Origin of the sequence: Ferrovibrio sp., from assembly GCF_046297595.1 — a bacterium.
GTDB lineage: Bacteria > Pseudomonadota > Alphaproteobacteria > Ferrovibrionales > Ferrovibrionaceae > Ferrovibrio.
Window position 1 is genome coordinate 549,825 of sequence record NZ_JBKBHT010000003.1, and the last position, 25,392, is coordinate 575,216.

26 protein-coding genes are annotated in these 25,392 nt (G+C 65.0%); 10 read left to right on the forward strand and 16 right to left on the reverse strand.

The features are described from left to right. The first annotated feature begins 5 nt into the window (after nucleotides 1–5). Nucleotides 6–1,208 (forward strand): branched-chain amino acid ABC transporter substrate-binding protein, encoded by a 1,203-nt coding sequence (locus ACK4FJ_RS11620; RefSeq protein WP_409766572.1) that lies wholly within the window; start codon nucleotides 6–8, stop codon nucleotides 1,206–1,208. A gap of 7 nt (nucleotides 1,209–1,215) precedes the next feature. Here ACK4FJ_RS11620 and ACK4FJ_RS11625 read toward each other — a convergent pair whose 3' ends face one another. Continuing rightward, complete coding sequence (locus tag ACK4FJ_RS11625; RefSeq protein ID WP_409766574.1) at nucleotides 1,216–1,968, reverse strand: FadR/GntR family transcriptional regulator; 753 nt, start codon at nucleotides 1,966–1,968, stop codon at nucleotides 1,216–1,218. Between the two features lie 184 nt (nucleotides 1,969–2,152). Between ACK4FJ_RS11625 and ACK4FJ_RS11630 the strand changes: the two genes are divergently transcribed. The 6 genes from ACK4FJ_RS11630 (at nucleotide 2,153) to ACK4FJ_RS11655 (ending at nucleotide 8,658) form a co-directional block, all read left to right on the forward strand. After that, a complete protein-coding gene (locus ACK4FJ_RS11630; protein ID WP_409766576.1) occupies nucleotides 2,153–3,475 on the forward strand; it encodes a serine hydrolase domain-containing protein in 1,323 nt (440 codons plus the stop codon). Between the two features lie 120 nt (nucleotides 3,476–3,595). Next, nucleotides 3,596–4,846: a branched-chain amino acid ABC transporter substrate-binding protein gene (locus ACK4FJ_RS11635; protein WP_409766578.1), complete on the forward strand. Its 1,251-nt coding sequence runs from the start codon at nucleotides 3,596–3,598 to the stop codon at nucleotides 4,844–4,846. A 94-nt stretch (nucleotides 4,847–4,940) separates the two neighbouring features. Continuing rightward, a complete protein-coding gene (locus tag ACK4FJ_RS11640; RefSeq protein WP_409766580.1) occupies nucleotides 4,941–5,891 on the forward strand; it encodes a branched-chain amino acid ABC transporter permease in 951 nt (316 codons plus the stop codon). 3 nt (nucleotides 5,892–5,894) lie between these two features. Further along, nucleotides 5,895–7,184: a branched-chain amino acid ABC transporter permease gene (locus tag ACK4FJ_RS11645; protein WP_409766582.1), complete on the forward strand. Its 1,290-nt coding sequence runs from the start codon at nucleotides 5,895–5,897 to the stop codon at nucleotides 7,182–7,184. Beyond that, nucleotides 7,181–7,948: an ABC transporter ATP-binding protein gene (locus ACK4FJ_RS11650; protein WP_409766583.1), complete on the forward strand. Its 768-nt coding sequence runs from the start codon at nucleotides 7,181–7,183 to the stop codon at nucleotides 7,946–7,948. Before ACK4FJ_RS11645 ends, ACK4FJ_RS11650 begins: the two co-directional genes overlap by 4 nt. Nucleotides 7,949–7,950: 2 nt before the next feature. Beyond that, nucleotides 7,951–8,658, forward strand: a complete 708-nt coding sequence (locus ACK4FJ_RS11655; protein WP_409766585.1) for an ABC transporter ATP-binding protein — start codon at nucleotides 7,951–7,953, stop codon at nucleotides 8,656–8,658. A gap of 3 nt (nucleotides 8,659–8,661) precedes the next feature. On the opposite strand, the gene sugE is transcribed toward ACK4FJ_RS11655, so the two are convergent. From sugE to ACK4FJ_RS11680, 5 genes are all read right to left on the reverse strand, one after another. After that, a complete protein-coding gene (gene sugE, locus ACK4FJ_RS11660; protein WP_409766587.1) occupies nucleotides 8,662–8,982 on the reverse strand; it encodes a quaternary ammonium compound efflux SMR transporter SugE in 321 nt (106 codons plus the stop codon). Between the two features lie 118 nt (nucleotides 8,983–9,100). Continuing rightward, the gene (locus tag ACK4FJ_RS11665) at nucleotides 9,101–9,640 is read right to left on the reverse strand and encodes a PAS domain-containing protein (protein ID WP_409766589.1); all 540 of its coding nucleotides are present in this window, start codon (nucleotides 9,638–9,640) and stop codon (nucleotides 9,101–9,103) included. A 12-nt stretch (nucleotides 9,641–9,652) separates the two neighbouring features. Continuing rightward, complete coding sequence (locus tag ACK4FJ_RS11670) at nucleotides 9,653–12,151, reverse strand: methyl-accepting chemotaxis protein (protein ID WP_409766591.1); 2,499 nt, start codon at nucleotides 12,149–12,151, stop codon at nucleotides 9,653–9,655. A 380-nt stretch (nucleotides 12,152–12,531) separates the two neighbouring features. Next, a complete protein-coding gene (locus tag ACK4FJ_RS11675) occupies nucleotides 12,532–13,098 on the reverse strand; it encodes a carboxymuconolactone decarboxylase family protein (protein ID WP_409766593.1) in 567 nt (188 codons plus the stop codon). A 74-nt stretch (nucleotides 13,099–13,172) separates the two neighbouring features. Then, entirely contained in the window at nucleotides 13,173–13,715 is a 543-nt protein-coding gene (locus tag ACK4FJ_RS11680; protein ID WP_409766595.1) for a peroxiredoxin, read from the reverse strand. 175 nt (nucleotides 13,716–13,890) lie between these two features. Here ACK4FJ_RS11680 and ACK4FJ_RS11685 point away from each other — a divergent pair, with 175 nt between their 5' ends. From ACK4FJ_RS11685 to ACK4FJ_RS11695, 3 genes are all read left to right on the forward strand, one after another. Next, nucleotides 13,891–14,835 carry a hydrogen peroxide-inducible genes activator gene (locus ACK4FJ_RS11685; RefSeq protein WP_409766597.1) on the forward strand — a complete coding sequence of 315 codons (945 nt, stop codon included), beginning with the start codon at nucleotides 13,891–13,893 and terminating at the stop codon, nucleotides 14,833–14,835. A 2-nt stretch (nucleotides 14,836–14,837) separates the two neighbouring features. Beyond that, nucleotides 14,838–15,359, forward strand: a complete 522-nt coding sequence (locus ACK4FJ_RS11690; protein ID WP_409766599.1) for an N-acetyltransferase family protein — start codon at nucleotides 14,838–14,840, stop codon at nucleotides 15,357–15,359. A 71-nt stretch (nucleotides 15,360–15,430) separates the two neighbouring features. After that, nucleotides 15,431–17,524, forward strand: a complete 2,094-nt coding sequence (locus ACK4FJ_RS11695; RefSeq protein ID WP_409766601.1) for an ATP-binding protein — start codon at nucleotides 15,431–15,433, stop codon at nucleotides 17,522–17,524. A gap of 59 nt (nucleotides 17,525–17,583) precedes the next feature. Here ACK4FJ_RS11695 and ACK4FJ_RS11700 read toward each other — a convergent pair whose 3' ends face one another. From ACK4FJ_RS11700 to ACK4FJ_RS11745, 10 genes are all read right to left on the reverse strand, one after another. After that, nucleotides 17,584–18,420 carry a VacJ family lipoprotein gene (locus ACK4FJ_RS11700; RefSeq protein ID WP_409766602.1) on the reverse strand — a complete coding sequence of 279 codons (837 nt, stop codon included), beginning with the start codon at nucleotides 18,418–18,420 and terminating at the stop codon, nucleotides 17,584–17,586. Between the two features lie 220 nt (nucleotides 18,421–18,640). Beyond that, nucleotides 18,641–18,856, reverse strand: a complete 216-nt coding sequence (gene yacG, locus ACK4FJ_RS11705) for a DNA gyrase inhibitor YacG (protein ID WP_409766604.1) — start codon at nucleotides 18,854–18,856, stop codon at nucleotides 18,641–18,643. Nucleotides 18,857–18,858: 2 nt separating this feature from the next. After that, the gene (locus ACK4FJ_RS11710) at nucleotides 18,859–20,475 is read right to left on the reverse strand and encodes a ribonuclease E/G (protein WP_409766606.1); all 1,617 of its coding nucleotides are present in this window, start codon (nucleotides 20,473–20,475) and stop codon (nucleotides 18,859–18,861) included. Nucleotides 20,476–20,488: 13 nt separating this feature from the next. Continuing rightward, nucleotides 20,489–21,094 (reverse strand): Maf family protein, encoded by a 606-nt coding sequence (locus ACK4FJ_RS11715; RefSeq protein WP_409766608.1) that lies wholly within the window; start codon nucleotides 21,092–21,094, stop codon nucleotides 20,489–20,491. A gap of 21 nt (nucleotides 21,095–21,115) precedes the next feature. Further along, nucleotides 21,116–21,334: a translation initiation factor IF-1 gene (infA, locus tag ACK4FJ_RS11720; protein WP_144067704.1), complete on the reverse strand. Its 219-nt coding sequence runs from the start codon at nucleotides 21,332–21,334 to the stop codon at nucleotides 21,116–21,118. A gap of 196 nt (nucleotides 21,335–21,530) precedes the next feature. Beyond that, nucleotides 21,531–22,088 (reverse strand): molybdopterin-dependent oxidoreductase, encoded by a 558-nt coding sequence (locus ACK4FJ_RS11725; RefSeq protein ID WP_409766610.1) that lies wholly within the window; start codon nucleotides 22,086–22,088, stop codon nucleotides 21,531–21,533. 116 nt (nucleotides 22,089–22,204) lie between these two features. Further along, complete coding sequence (locus ACK4FJ_RS11730) at nucleotides 22,205–23,431, reverse strand: ATP-binding protein (RefSeq protein WP_409766612.1); 1,227 nt, start codon at nucleotides 23,429–23,431, stop codon at nucleotides 22,205–22,207. Nucleotides 23,432–23,608: 177 nt separating this feature from the next. After that, entirely contained in the window at nucleotides 23,609–24,352 is a 744-nt protein-coding gene (locus tag ACK4FJ_RS11735; RefSeq protein ID WP_409766614.1) for an SIMPL domain-containing protein, read from the reverse strand. Nucleotides 24,353–24,473: 121 nt separating this feature from the next. Beyond that, nucleotides 24,474–24,872 (reverse strand): hypothetical protein, encoded by a 399-nt coding sequence (locus ACK4FJ_RS11740; protein ID WP_409766616.1) that lies wholly within the window; start codon nucleotides 24,870–24,872, stop codon nucleotides 24,474–24,476. 66 nt (nucleotides 24,873–24,938) lie between these two features. After that, the gene (locus ACK4FJ_RS11745; RefSeq protein ID WP_409766618.1) at nucleotides 24,939–25,391 is read right to left on the reverse strand and encodes an arsenate reductase ArsC; all 453 of its coding nucleotides are present in this window, start codon (nucleotides 25,389–25,391) and stop codon (nucleotides 24,939–24,941) included. Between the last annotated feature and the right edge of the window lies 1 nt (nucleotide 25,392).

Here is a 25,392-nt window from a genome sequence, read left to right on the forward strand (position 1 = left end):
TGATCATGCGCATTCTCGCTTTCCTGGCTGTTGTTTTCCTGTCGCTGAACGCGCGGGCCGAGACAGTTCGCATCGCCTTCATCGATCCGCTGTCGGGGCCTGCCGCCGCCGTGACCGAGAATGCGCTGAACCACCTGAAATTCATGGCCGAGCGCCTGGCGTCGCCGCAGGCCAGCTACGAGATCACCGGCTATGACAACAAGCTGAACGCGCAGGAGAGCATCATCCAGGCGCAGAAGGCCATCGATGCCGGCATCCGCATCATCGTGGCAGGCAATTCCTCGGCCGCCGCCGGCGCGCTGAACGAATTCATCGCCAAGCATAACGAGCGCTATCCCGACAAAACCGTGCTGTTCCTCAACATCTCGGCGATCGATCCGGCGCTGACCAACGAGAAATGCAGCCCGGCGCATTTCCGCTTCGATGCCCATGCCGAGATGAAGATGCTGGCGCTGGCCAAGTTCATCGCCACGCAGAAACAGATCCGTAAAGTCTACCTGATCAACCAGGATTATTCCTTCGGCCAGGCCGTGCGCGCCGCGGCGCTGAAGATGGTGAAGACCGAACGGCCCGATATCGAGATCGTGGGCGACGAGCTGCATCCGCTGGCCAAGATCACCGACTTCGCGCCCTATGTGGCCAAGATCAAGGCCAGTCATGCAGATGGTGTCATTACAGGGAACTGGGGCAGCGATCTGGCCCTGCTGCTGAAAAGCGCGGCCGACGCCAACCTGCAGGCCGGCTGGTACACCTATTACGCCAGCGGCATCGGCAGCCCGACCGCGGTGCGGCAGACCGGCCTGGAGCATCGTGTGTTCGCCGTGATCGAGGGCCATTCCAACATGGTAATGAGCGACGACCTCGACGCGTCATACCGTGCGCGGTTCGGCGGCAGCTTCAACGTGCCGCGCGCGCGCCTGCTGATGGAAATGCTGAACGATGCCGTGCTGGCGGCCAAAAGCGCCGAACCGCGCAGGATCGCGCCGCTGCTGGCCAAGGCGCAGCGCAAGACCATGTATGGCGGCATTGCATCGATGCGCGCGCAGGACCATCAGGTGCTGCAGGACCTGGTGATCGCCTCCTTCGGCCCGCTGGATGCGACGATGAAGTTCGATGAGGAAAAGACCGGCTGGGGCTGGAAGACGGCCGGTGTGGTGAAGGCCGCCGATACCGCGCTGCCGAGTTCGTGCCGGATGGGCGCGCTGTAAAACCCGCTCACACCATGCCGGTGACGAGGTCGACCGGCTGGTCGAGATCCATGCCGGCTTTCTCGAAGCCCTTGCGCCAGTCGTCGAGATGGCGGCGCGTCCACAGGCGGCCGAGTTCCCGGTCGCGCCGGCGCAGGGATTCCACCAGCATGCGATGCGCCTCGATCAGGCGCCGTGTGCCATGTTCGGTGGCGCGCACTGCCACGTTGGTGGTGGGATAGATCAGCATGTTGGACGGCTCGCGCGCCAGTTCCAGCACGCGGTTGCGGCCGCATTTCTCGAGCAGCAGATGGAATTCGCTGTCCAGCGTGGCGACCGTGACCGGATCGTCCATCGCCGCTTCGGTGGCGGCGATATTGGCATCCAGCGCCGCGATCTCTTCCGGCGTGGCGCGGTCCACCGCCAGTTCGATGGAGGCGAGGCTGAGCGCCATGGTGGCTTCCCACAATTCGCGGAAACTGACCTGATGCAGCATCAGCGCGCGGCTGGCGCGGGTGGCCAGCCGGTCGTAATGCGGCAGGCCGACGGCCAGGCGGCGACTGGAATCGCGATGCACCATGCCGCCCTGTTCCAGCAGGCGGATGCCTTCGCGCACGGTGGAGCGGTTGACGCCGAACTGGCGCACCAGCTCGGCCTCGGTGCCGATGGGATCGCCGGGGCGCAGGCGGCCCGACAGAATCTCGCGCTCGATCGCCTCGGCCACCATCTGATAGGCGGGCACCGGCGTGATGCGCGTGAATTTCTCGGCCGTCTCAGACATTTACCCCCCGATCCCGAACCCGATTCCGGCGCGGCCGACACAGCGATTCGCGACCACCGGCAGAATGGGCGATGATCGGCATTTCCGCCAGCCGGGTCCAGCAATTGAGTGTTTGACTTAGGTCGGATTGTCCGACAATCATGGTCGCCAAGCAAAATAAAAATGGTCCAGGGAGGCCACGCTGATGAGAGTGCGCCGTTTCGGGCTGGCCTTTATGGCCGTCCTCGCCATTGGCTTTGCGTTTCACGTCCCGCTGAGCGGCACAGGACTGAGCGGCACAGGGCCGGCCGGTGCCCGCGCCGCGGAATTGCTGCCGCAGGGCGACCCGGCGGCCCTTGGCTTTGCCCCCGACCGTCTGGCCCGCATCACCACCCGTCTGAAAGCCGATTCCGAGGCCGGCGTCATCCCCGGCGCCGTGCTGCTGATCGCGCGTCAGGGCAAGATCGCCTATTTCGAGGCGATGGGCGTGCGCGACCCGCAGACCAAGGCGGCGATGACGCGGGACACGATTTTCCGCATCTATTCGATGACCAAGCCGATCGTGACCGTGGCGGCGATGATGCAGGTGGAAGAAGGCCGCATGGCGCTTGGCGACCCGCTGGCCCGCTATATCCCCGCCTACGCCAAGCCGCAGGTGGGCGTGGAAAAGCCCGGCCCCGACGGCAAGCCGGTGCTTGAACTGGTGCCGGCGCAGCGCGCGATCAGCATCCAGGACCTGATGCGCCATACTTCGGGCATTACGTATGGCTTTTTCGGCGCCGGCCTGGTGAAGGCGCAGTATCGCGAGGCCGGCGTGATGGACGGCGAATTCGACAATGCCGAATTCGCCGAACGCATCGCCAAGCTGCCGCTGGCCTATCAGCCCGGCAAGGTCTGGGATTACAGCCATTCCACCGACATCCTCGGCCGCGTGATCGAGGTGGTGGACAAGAAGCCGCTGGGCCAGGTGCTGAAGGACCGCGTGCTCGGCCCGCTCGGCATGAAGGACACGGCCTTTTTCGTCACCGATGCCGCGAAGCAGCCCCGCGTGGCCGAGCCTTTCCCCGATGACCGCAGCCTGGGCGGCGGCGTGGTGTTCTACGATCCGCGCAAGGCGGGCAAATACGAATCCGGCGGCGGCGGCCTGACCGGCACGGCCATGGACTATGCGCGCTTCCTGCAGATGCTGCTGGATGGCGGCACCCAGGGCGGCAAGCGGTATTTGAGCCCGAAGATGCTGGCCTATATGACATCCGATCACATGGGCAGTGGCATCGTGCCGGGCCCTTACTTCTTGCCCGGCCCCGGCTATGGCTTCGGCCTCGGTTTCGGCGTGCGCACGGATAGCGGTGTCTCGGCCGATCCCGGCAGCGCCGGCGATTATTACTGGGGCGGCGCCGGCGGCACCTATTTCTGGGTCGACCCGAAGGAAAAGATGTTCGTCGTGTTCATGATGCAGTCGCCGAAACAGCGCCTGACCTACCGCGCCCTGGTGCGCAACATGGTCTACGCGGCGATGGTGAAGTGAGAGGAAACACACCCCACACGACCTGAACACAGACAGGCAGAACCGAATACAGGAATTCGCCGCTAGACCGGCGGATCGGCGGACCGGAAGCCGCCGCGACATAACTGGATGGAGGAAACAATGCCGACTCGTCGTTATGGGACAGGCCTGGCCATTGCCGCGCTTGCGGCCGGCCTGGGGCTGGCAGCACCGGCCTGGTCGCAGGTGAAAATCGCGTTCATCGATCCGCTTTCCGGCGCCATGGCGCCGATCGGCGAGCATGGCGTGAAGCATTTCCAGTACATGATCGACAAGATCAACGCCAAGGGCGGGGTGAACGGCCAGAAGATGGAGCTGATCACCTTCGACAACAAGCTCAGCCCGCAGGAAACCGTGATCGCGGCGCAGAAGGCCATCGATGCCGGCGCCCGCATCCTTACGCTCGGCAACGGCTCAGGCGCGGCGGCGGCGATGATCGACTTCGTGAACAAGCATAACGACCGCAATCCCGGCAAGGAGGTGGTCTACCTCAACTACGCCGCGGTCGACCCGGCCTTCACCAACGACAAATGCAGCTACTGGCATTTCCGCTGGGATGCGCATAGCGACATCAAGATGCAGGCCCTGACCAGCTACATGAAGGGCAAGCCCAGCATCAAGAAGGTCTACCTGATCAACCAGGATTATTCCTTCGGCCATGCGGTGCGCAAGGCGGCCAACGAGATGCTGAAGGCCAAGCGCTCCGACATCCAGATCGTGGGCGACGAGCTGCATCCGCTGGCCAAGATCACCGACTTCGCGCCCTATGTGGCCAAGATCAAGGCCAGCGGCGCCGACAGCGTGATCACCGGCAACTGGGGCAGCGACATCGCCCTGCTGCTGAAGGCCGCCGCCGACGCCAACCTGCAGGTCGACTGGTATACCTATTATGCCGGCGGCGCAGGCGGACCGACCGCGATCAAGCAGACCGGCCTGAAGGACCGCGTGTTCCAGATCACGGAAGGCCTGGCCAACATCAACACGCCGGAGAACTACGCCTGGGAAGAAGACTTCCGCAAGAAAAGCGCGGGCCAGGGCTGGTGGTATCCGCGCGTGCGCAACGAGATGGAGATGCTGGCGCGGGCCATGAACGAGGCCAAGTCCAACGACCCGAAGGTGTTCGCCGAGAAGCTGCGCGGCATGAAGTACAAGAACATCTACGGCAAGGAGACCTACATGCGCGCGGAAGACCATCAGTTCTTCCAGGACATCTACATCTCGGCTCTGACTCCTTTGGCGGGCGACATGAAATTCGACGAAGAGAAGAGCGGCTGGGGCTGGAAGCTGTTCGCGACGGTGCCGATGGCCAATACTGACGTGCCCACCACCTGCAAGATGGCCAAGCCGAGCTGAAGCGCTTGCCTGACGCGCGGCCCCGGGTGAAAACCGGGGCCGTGGCGTCCTTTTTGTCGTATCGTTGCCGGGTTGGGAATTACGGGGGCGTTTCTTGCTGGAACTGGTGATCTTCTCCACGCTGAACGGCGTGCTCTACGGCATGCTGCTGTTTCTCCTGGCCAGTGGCCTGACACTGATCTTCTCGATGATGGGCGTGCTGAATTTCGCCCATGCCAGCTTCTACATGCTGGGCGCCTATTTCGGCTTCCAGATCAGCCAGTGGCTCAATTTCTGGGTCGCGCTGATCGTCGCGCCGGTGCTGGTCGGCCTGATCGGCGCGGGCGTCGAGCGCTGGGGCCTGCGCACCGTGCATAAATGGGGCCATGTACCCGAACTGCTGTTCACCTTTGGCCTCGCCTTCGTGATCGAGGAACTGGTGCAGATGATCTGGGGCAAGCTGCCCGTGGATTACCGCGTGCCCGAGGCGCTGGATTTCTCCGCCTTCACGCTGTTCGAGACCACTTACCCGGCCTTCCGCATGTTCATGCTGCTGATCTCGGTGGCGATCTTCGTCGTGCTGCTGCTGGTGCTGACGCGCTCGCGCACCGGCCTGATCATCCAGGCCGCGCTGACCCACCCCAACATGGTGGCGATGCTGGGCCATAACGTGCCGCGCGTCTTCATGCTGGTCTTCGGCTGCGGCTGCGGCCTGGCGGCGATTGCCGGCGTGATCGCCGGGCCGGCCCTGGTGACCCAGCCGAGCATGGCCCATGTGCTGGGCCCGATCCTGTTCGTGGTGGTGGTGTTCGGCGGGCTGGGTTCGCTGCCCGGCGCCTTCATCGCCTCGCTGCTGATCGGCCTGATCCAGACCTTTGCCATTGCCATCAACTATTCGCTGGGCGACATGCTGACCGCGCTTGGCATGGCGCGGCCGGTGCAGGGCATGCTGAACGACCTCTGGCAGGTGACCGTGGCGCAGATCGGCCCGGTGGTGCCGTATCTGATGCTGGTGCTGATTCTGATCTTCCGGCCCACGGGCCTGATGGGCACGCGGGAGACCTGAGCCATGGCGATTTCCGCGATGACCAAACCCGCCTCCCTGCCGCTCGATCTGCTGCGCCGCTATGGCATCTGGCTGCTGGCCGCAGCCGTTATGATCGTGCTGCCGAAAATCTTCACCTCGGGCGCAGCACTCACCACCATGTGCCTGATGGGCATCATGATCGTGTTTTCGCTCAGCTATAACATGCTGCTGGGCCAGACCGGCATGCTCAGCTTCGGCCATGCCGTCTATTACGGCCTGGGCGGCTTCCTGGCGGTGCATGCGATGAACGTGATCGCCGCCGACAAGTTGCCGATCCCCCTGCCCGTGCTGCCGTTGGCGGGCGGGTTGATGGGGCTGGTCTTCGGCATCATTTTCGGCGCCGTCTCGACCCGGCGCGCCGGCACCGTCTTCGCCATGATCTCGCTGGGCCTGGGCGAGCTGATCGCCTCGCTGTCGCTGATCCTGCGCGGCTTCTTCGGCGGCGAGGAAGGCATCACGGCCAACCGCACCAAGATGCTCACCCTGTTCAACGTGCGCTTCGGGCCGCAGATCGAGGTCTATTACCTGATCGCCGCCTGGTGCTTTGTGTGTATCGTGCTGATGTTCGCCTTCACCCGCACGCCGCTGGGCCGCATGTGCAACGCGGTACGCGAGAATCCCGAACGCGCCGAATTCATCGGCTATTCCACCCAGATGGTGCGCTTCATCGCCTTCTGCATCTCGGGCTTCTTCGCTGGCATCGCCGGCGGCCTGGCCGCGATCAACTTCGAGCTGATGAATGCCGTGAACATCTCGGGCGCGCAGTCGGGCGTGGTGCTGCTGATGGCCTATATCGGCGGCATCGGGCATTTCTTCGGGCCGATCCTGGGCGCCGTGCTGGTCACGCTGCTGCAGGTGATGCTGTCCGACATCACCGGGGCGTGGATGCTGTATTTCGGCCTGATCTTCATCGGCATGGTGATGTTCGCGCCGGGCGGTATGGCCGGCCTGATCATGCTGCACCAGCCGCTGTGGCAGCGCGGCACGCTGCTGCGTGTGCTGCCGCATTACGCCGTGATGGCCGTGCCGGCCCTGATGGGCCTGGCCGGCCTGACCCTGCTGATCGAAACCGCGCATCACCAGATGGTGAAGGCGGCCACCGACGGTCCGGCCATGGCGATGCTGGGCATTGCCTTCGCCTCCAATACCGCGCCGCCCTGGATCGCAGCGCTCGCCTTGCTCGGCGCGGGAATCTGGCTCGGCCGGTTCTATGGCCCGAGACTGGCTGCGGCCTATTCGGAAGCCGCCCATGGTAAGGAGGCGGTGCGATGACCGCGCTAGCCCTCGAAGACCTGCACAAGAGTTTCGGCGCCACGCCGATCATCCGGGGCGTGTCGCTGGATGTGGCCAAAGGCGAACGCCACGCCATCATCGGGCCGAACGGCGCCGGCAAGTCGACGCTGTTCCACCTGATCTCGGGCCGCTTCCCGCTGACCAGCGGCAGCATCCGGCTGAACGGCGAGGACATCACCGGGCTTAAGCCTTACCAGATCAACCGGCGCGGCTTGTCGCGCAGCTTCCAGGTCACCAACATCTTTCCGCGCCTGACCGTGTTCGAGAACCTGCGCTGTGCCGTGCTGTGGCAGATGGGCTATCGCTATTCCTTCTGGCAGAACATCCGCAAGACGGACGATGCCAATGCCCGCGCCGAGGCGGTGCTGCAGCAGATCGGCCTGGCCGAGCGCGCCATGATGCCGGCCGGCCTGCTGACCTATGCCGAGCAGCGCGCGCTGGAGATCGGCATCACGATTGCCGGCGGTGCCGAGGTGGTGATGCTGGACGAGCCTACAGCGGGCATGAGCCGCTCGGAGACCGCGCATTTCGTCGCCCTGATCCGCAAGATCACCGAAGGCAGGACCCTGATCATGGTGGAGCATGACATGGGCGTGGTGTTCGACCTGGCCGACCGCATCAGCGTGCTGGTCTACGGCCAGATCATCGCCTGCGACACGCCGGTGAAGATCCGCGGCAACAAGGCGGTGCAGGAAGCCTATCTGGGGCAGGCCCTAGAGGCTCATGGGGAAGCGGAGCACTGATCATGGCTGAAGCAATGCTCGATGTCCGCGACCTACATGCCTATTACGGCAAGAGCCATATCCTGCATGGCGTGACCTTCACGGTGATGCCGGGCGAAATCGTTTCGCTGCTGGGCCGCAACGGCGTGGGTCGCTCCACCACCATCAAGGCGATCATGGGCGACGTGCCGCCGCAAGGCTCGATCCTGTTCAAGGGCGAGCAGATCGTGGGCCGCAAGCCGCACGAGATCGCGCGGCTGGGCCTGGGCTACGTGCCCGAGAACCGCGATATATTTCCCGCGCTCACTGTGCGCGAGAATCTCTATCTGGGCCAGAAATCGACGAAGGGCGGTGGGCGCTGGTCGATGGCCGACATGTTCGAGATCTTTCCCCGCCTGGAGGAACGCGCCGACACGGCGGCCGGCGTGCTGTCGGGCGGCGAGCAGCAGATGCTGACCATGTGTCGCACCCTGATGGGCGATCCCGACCTGATCATGGTGGACGAGCCGACCGAGGGCCTGTCGCCCATGATGGTGGAGCATGTCGGCAAGCTGCTGGAACGCATCGCGTCGCGCGGCGTCTCGATCCTGCTGGTCGAGCAGAAGCTGACCATCGCGCTGAAGATCTGCCAGCGGCTCTATGTGATGGGCCATGGCCACATGGTATTCGAAGGCACGCCGCAGCAGCTGCTCGACGACGCCGCCATCCGCAAGGAGTGGCTGGAGGTTTAAGCCTCAGGCCGGCGTCGCTAGTTTGAGTCCGACGATGCCGGCCACGATCAGGCCGATGCAGACCAGCCGCAGCACGGCCGCGCTTTCGCCGAACAGCACGATGCCCAGGATCGCCGTGCCGATGGTGCCGATGCCGGTCCAGATCGCATAGGCGGTGCCGAGCGGCAGGTCCTTCAGCGCCAGGCCGAGCAGCCACAGACTGACGATCATCGATGCGACCGTGGCAAGCGTGGGCCAGAGCCGCGAGAAACCCTCGGTATATTTCAGGCCCACGGCCCAGCCCACCTCGGCAAGACCGGCGAAAAACAGAATGACCCATGCCATGGCGAATCGCTCCTTCGCTGCGCTGGCAGGGTCGTCCCCACCGATCCGTCCGGGAAGGCCGGGTCATCCCGGCTGGAATGATATGGCGCGGGCCATATGGGGCGACCGCGCGGCCGGGTCAAGCCGGGTCGTCGCCCGGCGTCATGATCTGTGCCGACAGCATCATGTCGGGCGTTTCGCCGTCAGAAGCCAGGGGCAGGATCATGCCTTCGAAATTCGCCGACAGGCCATGCATGGTGAAGCCGCTGACCGTGGCCCAGAGCGGAAGCCGTGCCTGCATCGACTGCAGGTAGGCTTCATGCACGCGGCTGGCGAAGGCCGGATCGGGATGCTGGTCGAGGAATTGGCCGGTGAGATCGAAGCCGCGATACATCGTCACGGCGCTGCCGAACAGGCGATAGCGGAAACGAGGACCGCCCTCGCCCGGCACAACATCCAGCAGGAAAACATGACCGAGTAGGTATTGCAGGTCCTCGGCGCCGAAATCGTTGCGCGACGGCAAAGGGCGACTGCCGCACCAACCCTGCCAGTCGCGCAGCAGCCGCAGCAGGCGCGGGTCGATCACATGCGGCGCAACAATGTCGGGCGCGGCACAGATCACCTTGCGCGGCTGCGCCGTACTGAGCTGTACCGGAGCGGAATGATGGCGTCCCGTCATCGGGACTGCATATCAGAATTCCTGCCAATCGTCGCCATCCGGCGCAGGAGAGGCCGGCTTTGCACTCGCGGGCTTTGGGGTACTCGCAGGGGGATTGCCAGCGGGAGTCTTTCCTGCGGCGGGCCGAGTTGCGGCAGGCGGTGGCGCCGCCGGCTTTGCACTTGCCGGCGCGGCGGCAACAGGCTTCAAGGCGGCTGGTTTCTGCGTAGAAACCAAGGTGCCGTCGAGCCTGAAGAAACCGACCAGCGCCGAGAGCTCGCCCGCCTGGCTGGCCAGATTCTGCGCCGAGGCCGATGTCTCTTCGACCAGCGCACCGTTGCGCTGCGTCATCTCGTCCATCTGGCCGACGGCGGTGTTGATCTGCTCCAGGCCGGTGGCCTGCTCGCGGCTGGCGGCCGCGATCTCGGCCACGATGTCGCTCACCTTCTTGATTGCCGTGACGATCTCGGTCAGCGACGATCCGGTCTGGTTCACCAGGCTGGCGCCAGTCTTTACCTGGGCGTTGGATTCCTGGATCAGCGCCTTGATGTCCTTCGACGCATTGGCCGACCGCTGCGCCAGCGCCCGCACCTCCTGCGCCACCACGGCAAAACCCTTGCCCGCCTCGCCGGCGCGCGCCGCTTCCACGCTGGCGTTCAGCGCCAGCAGGTTGGTCTGGAAGGCGATCTCGTCGATCAGGCCGACGATATCGGAGATTTTCTGCGCGCTGGTTTCGATCTGCGTCACGGCCGAGACGGCATCGGCCACAACGCTGCCGCCCTTCTCCGCCGTGTCACGGGCAGCGACGGCCAGCTGGTTGGCGGCCTGGGCGTTATCGGCATTCTGCTTCACCGTCGTGGTGATCTCGTGCATCGAGGCTGCCGTCTCCTCGATTGAAGCTGCCTGCGATTCCGTGCGCTGCGCCAGGTCCTGCGAGCCCGATGAAATCTCCGCCGAAGCGGTCTTCACCGTATCGGCGCTTTCGGCCAGACGACCGGCGAAATCACGCAGGCGGGCCACGGTGTCGCTTGCCGCCTGGGCCAGAGAGGCGAAGGCGCCTTTGTAGCTGCCAGACGTGTTCTTGGTCAGGTCGCCGCCGGCCATGGCCTGCAGCACGCCGCCCAGATCGTTCATTACGCCCTGCATGGTATCCGCCAGGCCGTTGAGCTGGCGCGAGAGTTCAGCGAACACGCCATCCTTGCCGGCAAGATCGATGCGGCGCGAGAAGTCGCCGTCGCCGACAGCGGCGCAGAACTGCGCGATCTCGCGGCTTATGGCCGCTTCCGCCTCACGCTGACCCGCCATGCGCTTCGCCTCGCCTTCGGCCCGGGCGCGCTCTTCGGCTTCCAGCTTAGCCTTTTCCTCGGCATTCTTCTGGAAGACGCTGAGCGCCTGTGCCATATCGCCCACTTCATCCTTGCGCTCGACATAGCCGATCTCGGCTGATTCGCCGTGCGAGATGCGCGTCATGGTCTCGGTGATCGCACCGAGCGGCGCGATCACACGGCGCAGGAAGAATATCGCGCCGATAACCAGGATCAGCACGCCGATGGCGGCAATACCGCTCTCAAAGATAACGTGGCGTGTCCGCTCCGCGATCAGGGCGTCGGCCACCTGCAGCGCATCGGCGATGGCGGCATCGCGCATGTAGCCTGCCGTGTAGAGCAGCGGATTCTGCTTGGAGCGGAATTCGCCGATATTGGCAAAGGGATAGGCCTCACCCTTGTCGCTGGCGGCATAGATGCCATCGAGCATCTGCTTGAGGTCGACATAGAAGCCCTTGCGCGTCTGCTCGACCTTTTCCTTCAGGTTCGGCGACGCATCGATCATGCCCATGGTCATGACCACGCGGGCCCAGATCGCGTCCACCTTGCCGGTCTGCTCGGCCAGGAACACGCGCGTGGCCGGCGGGATCGGCTTGGCCGACGCGATCACGTTCACCGTGGTGGTGCCGCGGATGCTGGCTTCGGCGCGCATGTCGGCGGCCAAGCGCGCAATCGTCATCGGCATCGCCACATCGTCATCCGAGCGGCTGATCGCGGAATCGATCCGGTTCAGTAGCGGCGCCAGCTTGTTGACCATGTCGGCCAGTGCCGGCACATAACCGTTCATCACCTCGGCCGGCCGTTCGGCCATCGGTTTGGTCACGGCCGCCTCGACCTTCTTGCGCCAGTCCTGCAGCGTGGCCTGGATCGCCTGGATGGCGGCAAGATCGATGGCGGGATGGCCGGATGCGCGCCCGTTGGCCAGCGCGGCGGCAATGGTGTCGTCGGATGCCTTGCGCGGCTTGGCGAGAAAATCGCCGTTCGGATCGGTGGTCTTTTCGTCGCGCAGGGCAGCGTTATAGGCGCCGCGTTCGATGCCGATCAGTTCGACCAGCCGCAGCAATTCGCCCTGGGTGGCCGCCAGACCGCGGGCATTGATCACATTGGCCCGTTCGCGCAGGCCATCGTTTATCACCCAGCCGGCAAGGCCGAGCACGATGATGCCGATCAATGCAACGAAAAGCAGGAAACTGGCGCGGATACGCATTGTCGACCCCAGTGATCGTCCGCCTACGGCGGTCCGTGAATTGTGGATAACCACAATCTACCGTTGGTCGTTAACAGGGGATATATGGAATTTCAGCATGTTACCGTAATTTAACGCCACGTCATCGCGGTTAAATGCAGGAAGCGGCGCTTCACGGTTGAAAAATAACGACCAAGCTGCGGGAATTACCCGCGCCAGCAGCATCGGACACGACTGGATGGGTGTCGTGCCAGAAGCGCGGCCATGAAATTTCAATGACGGGCTGAAAAATAAGGGGCCGCCGCGGTTTTGAGACGGGGACTGTCGCGGCGGCCCCAGATCTGCCGGGCGGAGGGGCGGGAGAGCCCGGCAGACAAACGGATGTTTATTCGCGGATGCGTTTACTCGGCGGCTTCGGCCAGGGCCTCGCCCATGGCGGTTTCGCCATCCAGCGTGACAGCGACGGCATGCACCACGGCGGCGATGCGCGCGGCCTGCTGCACCTGTTCGGCGGTCATGCCGGCCTTGCGCAGTTCATGCTCGTGGGCGACCAGGCACATGCCGCAGCCCTTCACGGCCGACACGGCCAGCGACCAGAGTTCGAAATCGACCTTCTCCACGCCGGGCTTGCCGATCACATTCATGCGCAGCTTGGCCGGCAGGGTCTTGTACTGGTTCTCATCATTGCCCTCGCCCATCAGGTGGACGAAGCGGTAGTAGATGTTGTTCATGCCCATGATCGCGGCGGCGGCCTTGGCGGCGGTCAGCGCCTCAGGCGAAAGCTGCGGGCCGAATTCGGCCAGGATGGCACGGATCGTGGACGGTTCGCGGGCGGCGAGCGCGGAGGCGATGAAGGTGCCGGCGCGCTGCTGCTCGGTCAGGCCCGGTTCGGCGGCCAGCGAGCCCAGGTTGAGCTTGAGGTCGCGGGCATAGTCGGGCAGGCGGTTCTTCAGGCTTTCGAGGCTCATGACGAATTCCTTGGAAAATCTGTGTGGCGGAGCCCCGCCGCGCTGCATCGGGCGCGGCGGGATCCCGTGTTGCCTTAGGCGGCGGGCTTGAGGACCTCTTCGCCCTTCTGCCAGTTGCAGGGGCAGAGTTCGTCGGTCTGCAGGGCATCGAGCACACGCAGCACTTCCTGCGGGTTGCGGCCGACGCTGAGGTCGTTCACCGACACGAAGCGGATGATACCTTCCGGATCGACGATGAAGGTGGCACGCAGGCAGACGCCCTCGGCCTTGTCGAGGATGCCGAGATTCTGGCTCAGCTCGCGCTTGATGTCGGCGATCATCGCGAACGGCAGGTCCTTCAGGTCGGCGTGGTTGTTGCGCCAGGCCAGATGGACGAATTCGCTGTCGGTCGACACGCCGTAGACGACGGTGTCGCGATCGTTGAAGTCGCCGTTCAGCTTGCCGAAAGCCGCGATCTCGGTCGGGCAGACGAAGGTGAAGTCCTTCGGCCAGAAGAACACGACCTTCCACTTGCCCTTGTCGGACTCGTTCGAGATGTCGGTGAAGGCCTTCTTCGGGTCGGTCGAAACGACGGCCTTGAGGTTGAATTCGGGGAACTTGTCGCCGATGGTCAGCATTTAAATACGCTCCTCTCTTGGATACGAAACGGTCTCAGGTCTGGGGCGGCGGGGCTGGTCGAGGCATAGGTGATGCCCCCGTCTCCCGCTCGCAGTGATTATTAGACGCTTTCTAATCATCGTTCCAACGGATAATTTCGTTGAAAATAATCGAGACAGTCGATTTAAATGAGCCATGCTGAACCTGCCCACCCTGCGGCAATGGCGCTATCTGGTCTCTTTGGCGGAAATCCGCCATTTTGGCAAAGCTGCCGAGGCCTGTTTCGTGACCCAGTCGACGCTGTCGGCCGGCATCCAGGAGCTGGAAACCCAGCTCGGCGCCGCCCTGGTGGACCGCACCAAACGTAAGGTGGTGCTGACCCCCCTGGGCGAGGACCTGGCCGGGCGGGCGCGCGAATTGCTGCGCGAGGCCGAGGAGATGGTGCTGGTGGCCCGTGCCGCCGCCGCGCCCCTGAGCGGGCCGCTGCGGCTGGGCGTGATCCCGACCATTTCGCCCTTCCTGCTGCCGCGCGTGCTGCCCACCCTGCGCCGCCGCTTCCCCGACCTGAGGCTGTTCCTGCGCGAGGACCTGACCGCGCGGCTGATCGAGCAGTTGCAGGCCGGCAAGCTGGACCTGCTGCTGATCGCCCTGCCCTATGAAGGCAGCGCGCTGGATACGCTGGAACTCTTCGACGACGAATTCATGGTGGCCTGCCGCGGCGATCATGCGCTGACCAAACGCCAGTCGGTGAAGCTGGACGACCTGGCCGATGCGCCGCTGCTGCTGCTGGAAGACGGCCATTGCCTGCGCGACCATGCGCTGGCCGCCTGCCGCCTGCCGCCGTCGCCGCGACGCGACGGTTTCGCCGCCACCTCGCTGCACACGCTGGTGCAGATGGTCGATAGCGGCCTTGGCGTCACGCTGCTGCCGCGGCTGGCGCTGGATGCCGGCATTCTGCGCGGCACCGACGTGGTGACGCGACCGCTGGCCAACGAGGGCAAGGCGAAGGCGCCGGCACGCCATATCGGCCTGGCCTGGCGCCGCGGCACGCAGCGCGCCAAGGAATTCACGCTGTTCGGCGAGGCGCTGGTCGCTGCCCTGAAACAGCCCGTCTCCGAACCACAGAGCAAGAAAGCCTGAGCATGAGCAAGACCCTGATCCGCCCGGCCACGCCGGCGGATGCCGCCACCATCGTGAGCCTGGTGCAGGCCCTGGCGATTTACGAGAATGAACCGCTGAGCAGCGTGAAGATCACGCCCGAGGATGTGCTGCGCGACGGCTTCGGCATCGAGAAACGCTTCGAGGCCCTGATCGCCGAACTGGATGGCGAACCGGTCGGCTTCGCGCTGTTCTTCCACAACTACTCCACCTGGGAAGGCCGCGCCGGGATCTATGTCGAGGACCTGTTCGTGCTGGAACGCGCGCGCGGCCATGGCCTGGGCCGGCAGCTGATTACCGCGCTGGCCGCCATCGCCGATGCACGCGGCTGCAAAAGACTCGACCTAAACGTGCTGGACTGGAACCCGACACGCGAATTCTACCATCGCATCGGCATCACCCATCTGAAGGAATGGCTGCCCTACCGCATCACCCAGCCGGCGATTGCGGCACTGGCGGCGCAGGCCGACCGGACATGGTTTCCCAGTCATGAAGCCCGGCGATAGAACCCCGGCCATAAAACCTTTGTCGTTCCGCAATGACCTGTGACAGACTCGGGCCGGGAAACTGATCCGGGATGACCGAGCGGAAGACTCACACGACGGCACCGATCCCGCGGCGCGGCCGCGGCATACCACGCGGCTTCGGCGCCGTCGTCATCGTCGTCGCGGCATTGCTGGTCGCCGCCAGCGTCCTGATCTATGCCCTGGTGCTAAACCTGCGCGATGCCGACCGCGACCGCATCAATCTGCAGGCCGCCGGCCTGAGCCGCAGCCTGGCGGATACGGCGCAGCACCAGATCGACGTGGCCGACCTGCTGCTGCAATTCGGCGGCGCCGAACTGGGCGACCGTGTTTCGCAAGGCCTGGAGCTGAGCACCGCGATTGCCGAGGCGCTGGGCGAACGCGTCGCCATGCTGCCGCAGGTCGATGGCGTGCATGTCTACGACACGGAGGGCACGCGACGCTTTTCCACCGGCACGGCCGCGATGCCGCTCGATGTCGCCTGGCACCCGGCCTTCGACCGCCATCGCGGCGGAACGCTGCAGCAGATCTCCGCCGGCTGGACCGACAGCGCAAGTAGCCTATGGCTGAGTCGCCGCCTGACCGACCGCAACGGGCGTTTCGCCGGCGTGATCGTCGCCTCGCTGAACATCACCGGCAACGACCTGCTGGATCCGAATTATCTCGGCCTGCCGGTGTCGACGGCAGCGCTGGTGCATGAACAGGGCCGGCTGATCGTCGGCTGGCCGCAGGACCAGGCCGCCGAACTGGCGGGTTTGACCGGATTCATCGACGGCGAGCGCGGCCATGTCACCATCGACGACACGATCCTCTACTGGTCGCGCCTGTCCGGTTTCCCCATCAATGTCATGCTGCGGGTCGAGCAGCATGACATCGACAGCAACTGGCGGCGCGCCGCCATCGGTTACGGATTGCTGCTCGGCATTGTCGCACTGGGCGCGGTCGCCGCGTTATGGGCCACCTGGCGCCAGTTGCGGCGACGTGCAGCCAGCGAGGCGCTGCTGCAGGGCATGATGGACAATCCGCCGATCGTCATGGCTCTGCAGGATGCCCAGGGCCGATACCTGATGGTGAACCGGCATTACGCCGACCTGCTCAAGATACCGTCGGAACGCATGATCGGACGCACCGCGCATGATTTCTTTCAGCCCGACATCGCCGCTCGCTTCGACCGGCAGATCGCCGACACCGTCGCCGCTGGCAAGGCCCTGGTCTTCGACTCGCAGAGTAACCTGCGCGATGGCAGCGAGCGCGACTTCATCCTCGTCCGCTTCCCGATCTATGACGAACGGCGCAAGCTTCTGGCGGTGGGCAGCATCGCCACCGACATCACCGAGCGCAAGCAGCTGGAAGCCGCTTTGCGCGAACAGGCGGCCGAGCGCGAACGGCTGGTCGAGAGCTACGCGCGCCAGCGCGAGGTGGCGGAAACCGCCAACCGGGCCAAGAGCGAATTCCTCGCCCATATGAGTCATGAACTGCGCACGCCGCTGAACGCGGTGATCGGCTTTGCCGACATGATCGCCAACCAGATGCTGGGCCCGCAATCGCCGAAATATTTCGAATATGCCGAGGATATCAGCCGCAGCGCGCATCACCTGCTGGGCGTGATCAACGACATCCTCGACGTTTCCAAAATCGAGAGCGGCAAGCTGGTGCTGGAGCCGGGCGCGCATCTGCCGCAGGACCTGGTGGACGACAGCCTGCGCCTGGTGCGCGGCCGCGCCCGCGAGGCAGGGCTGAAACTGGTCAGCCGGCTCGATGCCGACCTGCCGCAGATCTGCGTCGATGCCCGCGCCATCAAGCAGGTGCTGATCAACCTGCTGGGCAACGCGATGAAGTTCACGCCCAATGGCGGCACCATCACGGTCAGCGGCCGCCGTTCGGACGATGGCGGCGTGATACTGGTCGTGGCCGATACCGGCATCGGCATCGCGCCGGAGAACCTGCCGCGCGTGTTCGAGCCCTTCTGGCAGGCGGATGCCGGCATACGGCGCATCGAAGGCAGCGGCCTGGGCCTGAGCATCTGCCGCAAACTGATGGAACTGCATGGCGGCGAGATCTCGGTGCGATCAGCGCCGCAGCAGGGCACGGAGGTGACCCTGCGCTTCCCGCCGCAATGCGTCACACCGGCGCCCAAGCCTGAATGAACAACAAAAAACGGCGCGCCTTGTGGGCGCGCCGTGTGAAGCAGGAAATGCGGCCTGGATTACTTGGCCGGCTTGACCTCGATCTCGCTGCCCGCGTCGGCGGCCTGGCTGATCGTCGGCGATACCGACGGCTGGCGCGGCTTGCGGTTGGCGATCTCGTCGGCGCGGCGCTGGCGATAGACGCTGCGCAGCGTGACGTAATAATCCAGCGAGGTCTTTTCCAGATTGTCGAGCGTATCGAGCAGCTCGGCACGGGCATCGAGGCCGGCCAGGCCGGTGCGGGCATAGATCCAGCCCTCGCGATCGGTGTTGTGCAGATACCAGTTGAGCGGGTCCATCGCCGAGTCAGCCGCCAGGCCGACCAGATCGCGCGGATTGCTCGGGCCGATCACCGGAATGAACAGGTACGGGCCTTCATCGGCGCCCCAGGTGGCCAGGGTCTGGCCGAAATCCTCGGTGTGCGCCGGGATGCCGAACCACTTGTCGGCAGCATCGATCACGCCGAGGACGCCGACGGTGGAATTGATGGCGAAGCGCTGCAGCGTGACGCCGGCGCGGCCGGTCTCGCCCTGCATCAGGTCGTTGGCGAGGAAGACCGGGGTCTTGAGGTTGAGCAGCGCGTTGCGCACGCCGTCGCGGGCGGGCTCGGGCACCAGCATCGTGTAGGTGAAAGCCGCCGGCTTGAGCAGGAAGTGATCGAGCACCTGGTGGAATTCGAACAGGGCACGGTTCACCGGCTCGAGCGGATCGTTATTCTCTTCATAAGCGGCACGGCCCTGCGGATCGGCGGGCGGGGTGGCGCAACCGCTGAGCACGCCGCCGGCAAGAATGGCGAGGGCGGCAAAAGTCTTCCAGTACGACAGGCGCTGGCCGGACGAGAGCGGGGCAACGGGCATAGGTTTGGAACCTCTTATACTTCTGAACAGTAAGCTTATCAGATATCCCGCTGCCGCGGGCAAGCCGAATCCCGGACCGGCCGGTCGGCAGCCGGCCATACTGTTCACAACTCTCGCTTTTTCCGAGGGGGTGATGCAGTTCTGCAACAGGCCTGCCCATCCGAATCGGAGGGGTCGGCCCAGCAGCCACAACCGGACCGACAGTACAACCTGACGGCCGTCAATGCAGGGACGGATCCGGACGGCCGCCGCCGCTGCCCGTGCCGGATTCCGCCCCGGATTCGTCGTCCGGATCGTCGGTTTCCACCGCCGGGATGGCATAGGCGCCTTTCAGCCAGCGGTTCAGGTCTACATCGGCGCAGCGCGGCGAGCAGAACGGGGCATGCTTCTCCACCGCCGGTTTGCCGCAGATCGGGCAGGCTTTCGCGGACGGCATGGTCAATGCCCCAGCCGGCTGACGGCGAAGGATTCGCGGCGGCGGCCGGTTTCGGGCTTCACCTGCACCACGGCACCGATCTGGCGCTCCAGCCGGGCGCGCAGATCGGCGTCCACCAGCGCGGCCACCTCGGGCGCGCAGGCAATTTCCAGCTTGCCGCCGCCCGTGCCGCCGGGTCCGCCGCTGCTGGCCTCGCGCCAGGCCCGGCGCAGCAATTCGGCCAGTACGGCGGGCAGCGAGGGCAGCCGCCCGTCGCCGTCGCAGGTGGGGCAATTCTCGAACAGCCTGGCGGCCAGCGGCTCACCGATGCGCTTGCGCGTCATCTCGACCAGGCCGAGGGCCGACATGCCCAGCACCTTGGTCGGCGCCGGATCGCTTTTCAGGGCATTGCGCAGGGCATTCACCGTCTGGGCACGATAGGCGGCGTTTTCCATATGCAGGAAATCGATCACCACGATGCCGCCGATGCCGCGCAGGCGCAGCTGGCGTGCGATCTCGATGGCGGCCTGCAGGTTGGTCTGCAATGCCTGTTCCTCGAAGGCCTGGCCGCTGCGGCCGGAGGCCCGGCCGGAATCCACGTCGATGGCAGTGAGCGCTTCCGTCTCGCCGAACACTATGGCGCCGCCCGAGGGCAGTTCCACGCGGCGTCCCAGCGCGGCGGCGATGTCGGCCTCGATCTCGAACAATTCGAACAGGCCGGCGGAATCGTCGAAGCGTTCTAGCCTGGCGACATAATCGGGCGCATGCTCGAACAGCCAGGCGCGCGCCTCGGCAAAGCCGGCAGCGGCATTGACGCGGATGCGATCCAGCTTCTGCCCGACGAAATCGCGCAGCGCGCGGCCCACCGGACCCATCTCGCGCCACAATTCGGCCGGCACGTCGGAACCGGATGCGGCCCTGGCGCGACGTTCCTCGATGGCGATCCAGCGTGCGCGCAGGCGTTCGAGATCGGCGAATAATTCCTCTTTCGACACGCCATCGGCATTGGCGTTGACGATGCAGCCCATGGCCTTGCGGCGTTCCTCGCCCTGGCGGCGTTCGGGTTCGCGCTTGACCGGCCTGGCGACGCGGCGGTCGCCGGCGCGGTGCTGCAGCCGCTCGCTCATCTCGCGCTGCAGCCGGGCGGTGACTTCCAGCGGCGTCTGGTCGGCCAGTGCCATCAGGCTCTGCATCACAGCGGCCAGCCGCATGCGTTCGGCATCCTGGCCGATCCGCTTGGTAACGCGCACGGCGGGATCGAACGGCGTGAGCGACAGGAAGCGGCCCGGCAGGGTGATGCGGCAGGTGAGTTTGACGCCCTTCTCGCCGACCGGATCGCGGCTGACCTGCACCAGCACGGTTTCGCCTTCATGCAGGCATTGCTCGATCGGCTTGTCGCCGCCGGAACCATTGGCGCCCGCCAGGTCGTCGCGACCCAGGAAGCCATCGCGGCTGAGGCCGATATCAACATAGGCAGCCTGCAGGCCCTTTTCGATGCGCCGCACGCGGCCGAGGAAAATCGCGCCGAGCGCGGAATCGCGTTCGGGCCGTTCGAGATCGAGATGCACCAGGCGGTCGTCCTCGACCAGCGCGACGCGCGTCTCGGTCAGCCCCACATCGATCAGCAGCTCGTTGGCCATCGAATCGACTATACTAGTTTTCCGGCCACAGCGGGTAGCCGAAGCCGCGCAGCATCTGGGCAGTTTCGGCCAGCGGCAGGCCGACCACATTGGAATACGAGCCGCCGAGCCAGGCCACGAACATGGCGGCGCGGCCCTGGATGGCATAACCGCCGGCCTTGCCCAGGCCCTCGGCGCAGCGCAGATAGGCGGCGATCTCGGCATCGTCCAGCCGGCGGAAGCGCAGGATGCTTTCCACCGTGCGGCTGACCGTGCGGCCATCGGGATGGATCAGGCAGAGGCCGGTCAGCACGCGGTGGCGCCGGCCCGACAGCAGGCCCAGGCAGTGGCGCACTTCGGCGTCGGATTCGGCCTTGGGCAGGATGCGGCGGCCCAGGGCCACCACGGTATCGGCAGCCAGCACCATGGCATCGGGGCGTTGCTGCGCCACGGCCCGGGCCTTGGCCTGGCTCAGGCGCGCGGCCAGCGCACGCGGCAATTCGCCCTTAAGCGGGGTTTCGTCGAGTTCGGCGGCGCGGATTTCGGCCGGCCGGATGCCGATCTGATCCAGCAGATCGCGCCGGCGCGGCGAGGCGGAAGCCAATACGAGCGGGGCCAAGACAAGAGGTGGCACGGCCACGATTCCGGCCCCTGACCAGGCTTACTTGAAGCGGAAGGTGATGCGACCCTTGGTCAGGTCGTAAGGGGTCATTTCCACCATGACCTTGTCGCCGGCCAGGACGCGGATGCGGTTCTTGCGCATCTTGCCCGAGGTATGGGCCAGCACTTCATGGCCGTTGTCGAGCTTGACCCGGAACATCGCGTTGGGCAGCAACTCGTCGACCACGCCGGGGAACTCCAGCAATTCTTCCTTCGCCATTCAGCCTCTGTTTTTACGGTAGTCGCGCGTCCGGAAACGACGCAGCACAGGGTGCGCCATGCAGCGCGGGCGAGAACATGCGCGCAACGGGCCGGAAAATCAAGCGCAGCCCACCCCGAGGTATGGGGAGGCCACGCCCAAACGGAACAAAATGTGAAAAACCGCCGCCGGACGGCTTATTCCACCTCAATGCGGCCTATTCCACTTCAATGCGGATGGCCGACCAGACCCATTTGGCGTCGTCCTGCTTCTTCAACTCGGGGCTGGCATCGCGCGGAAACACCACCCAGGTGGGGCCGCGGCCACCGAGGCCGAGATATTTGCCATCGGCCTTGAGCGCCAGCAGCACATCGAATTTCTCGATCTCGGCCATCGGAATCTCGGCACCGTAACCGTCGATGGCATAGACCTTCACATTTTTGCCCGAAGCGCCGACGGCCTTCAGCACGTCGCGCAGCAGCGGGCCCTCGAAACGATAGGCCTTCGGCCAAGTGTCGTATTTCACGGTCAGCGTCTTCATGCCCAGCTTTTCCAGCATGGCGAGATCGAAGGCGGCGCCCTTGTCGAAAGCGACATTACCGAACTTGAAGAAGGCATCGTCGAAGGCATCCACCGCGCCGCGATTGGTCTGGACGATCTTGCCGTGGACCGTGAGCACCACCGGGCCGCTCGGCTGGCCCAGGCCGGCGGCATCCGCGCGCGGCGGCATGACAGCGAACAGACAAAGGGCAAACAGGGCAACAAGAATACGCATAACATCGTCCTCCCGAAGGTGTTTCATCCCGCTCTGGTTACGCGGGAAGCCGATGATCGTCCAGTGAATTGATTTTTAGAATCGGCAGCTGGTACCGGCCACCCAGGATGAACCGCTCAGCTGGCGGCCGGGAAAACCATCGTCGCCGTTGTGCCCCGCCCGAGTTCGCTTTCGATAAGCAGCCTGCCGCCATGCAGGGCCATCAGGCGGTGCGAGATGGCCAGCCCCAGGCCGGTGCCCTGCCGCCGCTGGTTCTTCGGGCCAGTCTGGTAGAAGGCCTCGCCCAGCCGCGCCAGATCGGTCGGCGCGATGCCGGGGCCGTCGTCGCTGACACTGACGCGCAGGGCGCCATGGTCGTCCACCCGGCCGCTCACCACAATGCGGCCTTCGGCCGGCGTGAACTTGATCGCGTTGGAAATCAGGTTGAGCAGAATCTGGCGGAAGGCGCTGCAGTCGGCCTGCAGCGCTGGCAGGTCGTGCAGCGAGGCATCCATCACCAGCGACAATTCCTTCTGCCGCGCCTGGGTGATCAGCAGCGAGATCACGGCATCAGCCTCGTCCACCACCTTCAGGCGGTCGAGCGTAAGCGTCATCTTGCCGGCCTCGATGCGCGAGAGATCGAGAATCGAGGTGATCACTTCCAGCAGATGCTTGCCGGCGCGGCCGATCAGGCCGGCGTAATCCTTGTAGTGGCTGTCGCCGAGCGGCCCATAGGCTTCGGTCTCCAGCAGTTCGGCGAAGCCGATCACGGCATTGAGCGGCGTGCGCAACTCATGGCTCATGAAGGCCAGGAACTCGCCTTTCGAACGCGATGCCCGCATGGCCTCTTCGCTGGCGGTTTCGGTTTCGACCAGCGCGCGATGCAGCTCCAGCGCGTCCACCACCAGAGCGGCCATCTCGCGCAACTGCAGCTGCGCGTTTTCGTCGAAGCGGCGCGCGACGCCATCGAAGATCGCCAGCGTGCCGACCGGCTGGCCATCATGGCCGATCAGCGGCGCGCCGGCATAGAAGCGCAGGCCACCTTCGACCGCCACAAAGGGATTGTCGGTGAAACGGCCATCCTGCGAGGCATCCTCGATGACGCAGACTTCATCCTTCAGAATCGCCCAGGCGCAGAGGCCATGTTCGCGTGGAACCTCGCGCAGATCGATGCCGCTGTGGGCCTTGAACCAGAGCCGGTCGGAATCGACCAGACTGATCATCGCGCCCGTGGTGCCGAAGACGCGGGTCGCCATCTGCACCAGACGATCGAAGCGCGCGTCGTATGGTGTGTCCAGGATGGCGAGGCGACGCAGCGCCGTGAGGCGTGCGGCTTCGTCGGATGGCAGGGGTGCGGCGACCAAGGGAACAAGTCTCTCGGGGATGGCTTGCGAAGCGTTTTTAAATAGAGGCGGACCCCCGCCCCTGCAAGCATTGCTTTGCGCGGAGATGACAGCCTGTGCGATTAACCATGATGCAACCGCGACCGGAAATGGAAATCATGCCGCATGACATGCCGGAATCGGATCAGCGGCGCCTGATCAGCGACGCCGGAGGATCGCCTCGCCATCCACGGTCATGCTCACCGTCTGCTCGCCGGCGGCAGTTACCGGCGGCACACCGGCCGCCATGCCCTTGGCTTCGGCGGCACGCATCAGCATCGGCCGCGACACGCCGCCGCCATGCACGCCGACACGCGCCCAGCCGGTGAATTCCATGCCCAGCGCCGCTGCCGCGCGCTGCGCCCGCGCGGTCAGGCGCTGCAACGCCTCGGCCACCAGATCGTCCTGGATGCTGCGCTGCTGCTCGCGCGAAATCATGTAGCCGAGCTCCTGCAATGCCAGACCTTCACCCTGAAGGATGCCCACCGCTTCCAGCAGTTTCGCATCCTCCTTCGCATTCAGGATCAGGCTCTGCTGCGCGCGCCACACCGGCGCGGGCGGCTTGGTGCCGGCCGGCAGCGCCTGCGGACGCGGCGGGGTTTCCTGCCAGGTGTTGTAGCCGCCGGTTTCAACCTCCAGCCCCAGCGACCGAGCGCGCGCCAGCGCCTTGGTCATGGCGGCATTGACGCTGGATTGCGCGGCAGCGGCCTGTTCGGAGGTGGCCTGCGCCACCAGGCGGGCGCGGATGGTATCGGGCGTGACGTCGCGCTCGGCCTGCTCGTTCAGGGTCAGCAGCGTGGCATCGTCGGGCAGCACACGCTGCGCGGTCTGGGCAGCGGCGACGCCTGAAGCGAGCAGAAATGCGGCGGCGAAAGCGGGGAAGATCAAACGGGAAGGCGCCATGGCAGTGAATCTCCGGATCGTTTGCCGCAGCATAACCGGAGAACCATGGCGACTTTGCGGCAAAAAGCCGGAACCGCAAGACGGCGGGGCCGGGTGGCCGGCCCCGCAGCACATGACAGGATCAGTGGGTATCCAGCAGGGGGCGCATGCGGTCCTTGGCATGGAAATACTTGCGGGCATAGGCCACCACCTGGCCATCAGTGGGGTGATCGACGGTCTCGACGCCCATGATCTTCGGTTCCACCTGCGGCACCGCCTTGTGCACATGGCGGATGAATTCCAGCTTGGCCGCACCGGGGCCGAGCACGAGGATTTCGCTGCTGCCGTCCAGAGCGCGGCAGATTTCGGTATAGAAGGCGATATCGGCCGGTTCGCGGCCCGAACCCATGACGGAACTGGCCTTGTGATGCAGGTGGTGCTTGTGGCCATGCACCGTGAGTTTCTCGACATCTTCCTGATTGAACTGGAAGACCCGGGCCTCGGCATGATCGAGCCAGACCACGGCGTGGTAATGCGACATCGTGTTTCCCTCCAACGAACGATGCTGGAAGCCTACACCTGCCGCATCAAGACGCCTTGACGCAGGTCAATCGCCGCCGGCGGAAACCGCCGTCCGGGTGAAACGGGCGCGGATTTTCTTCATCAGGAAGTCGCGGACCTCGCGATAGGCCTGCAGGCGCTGTTCGCGCGTGCCTTCGACGATGGTGGGATCGAAGGTGTTCCAGAATTCCACATCGCAGGCCATGGTGCGGGTCATGTCCACCGCCGTGTGCTGGGCCTCGGGCGACAGCGAAATGATCAGGTCGAAGGAGCTGTCTTCCAGGTCGTCGAAAGTCTTCGAGCGGTGTTTCGAGATGTCCAGGCCGATCTCGTCCATCACCTCGACCGCGAGCGGATCGACCGGCTGCTTGCGCACACCGGCGGAATCAACGAAGACCTGCTTCGGGTACAGCGCCTTGAGGATACCCTCGGCCATGGGGGAGCGCACGCTGTTCATGGTGCAACAGAACAGCACGCTGCCGGGAAGCCGATCGCTCATA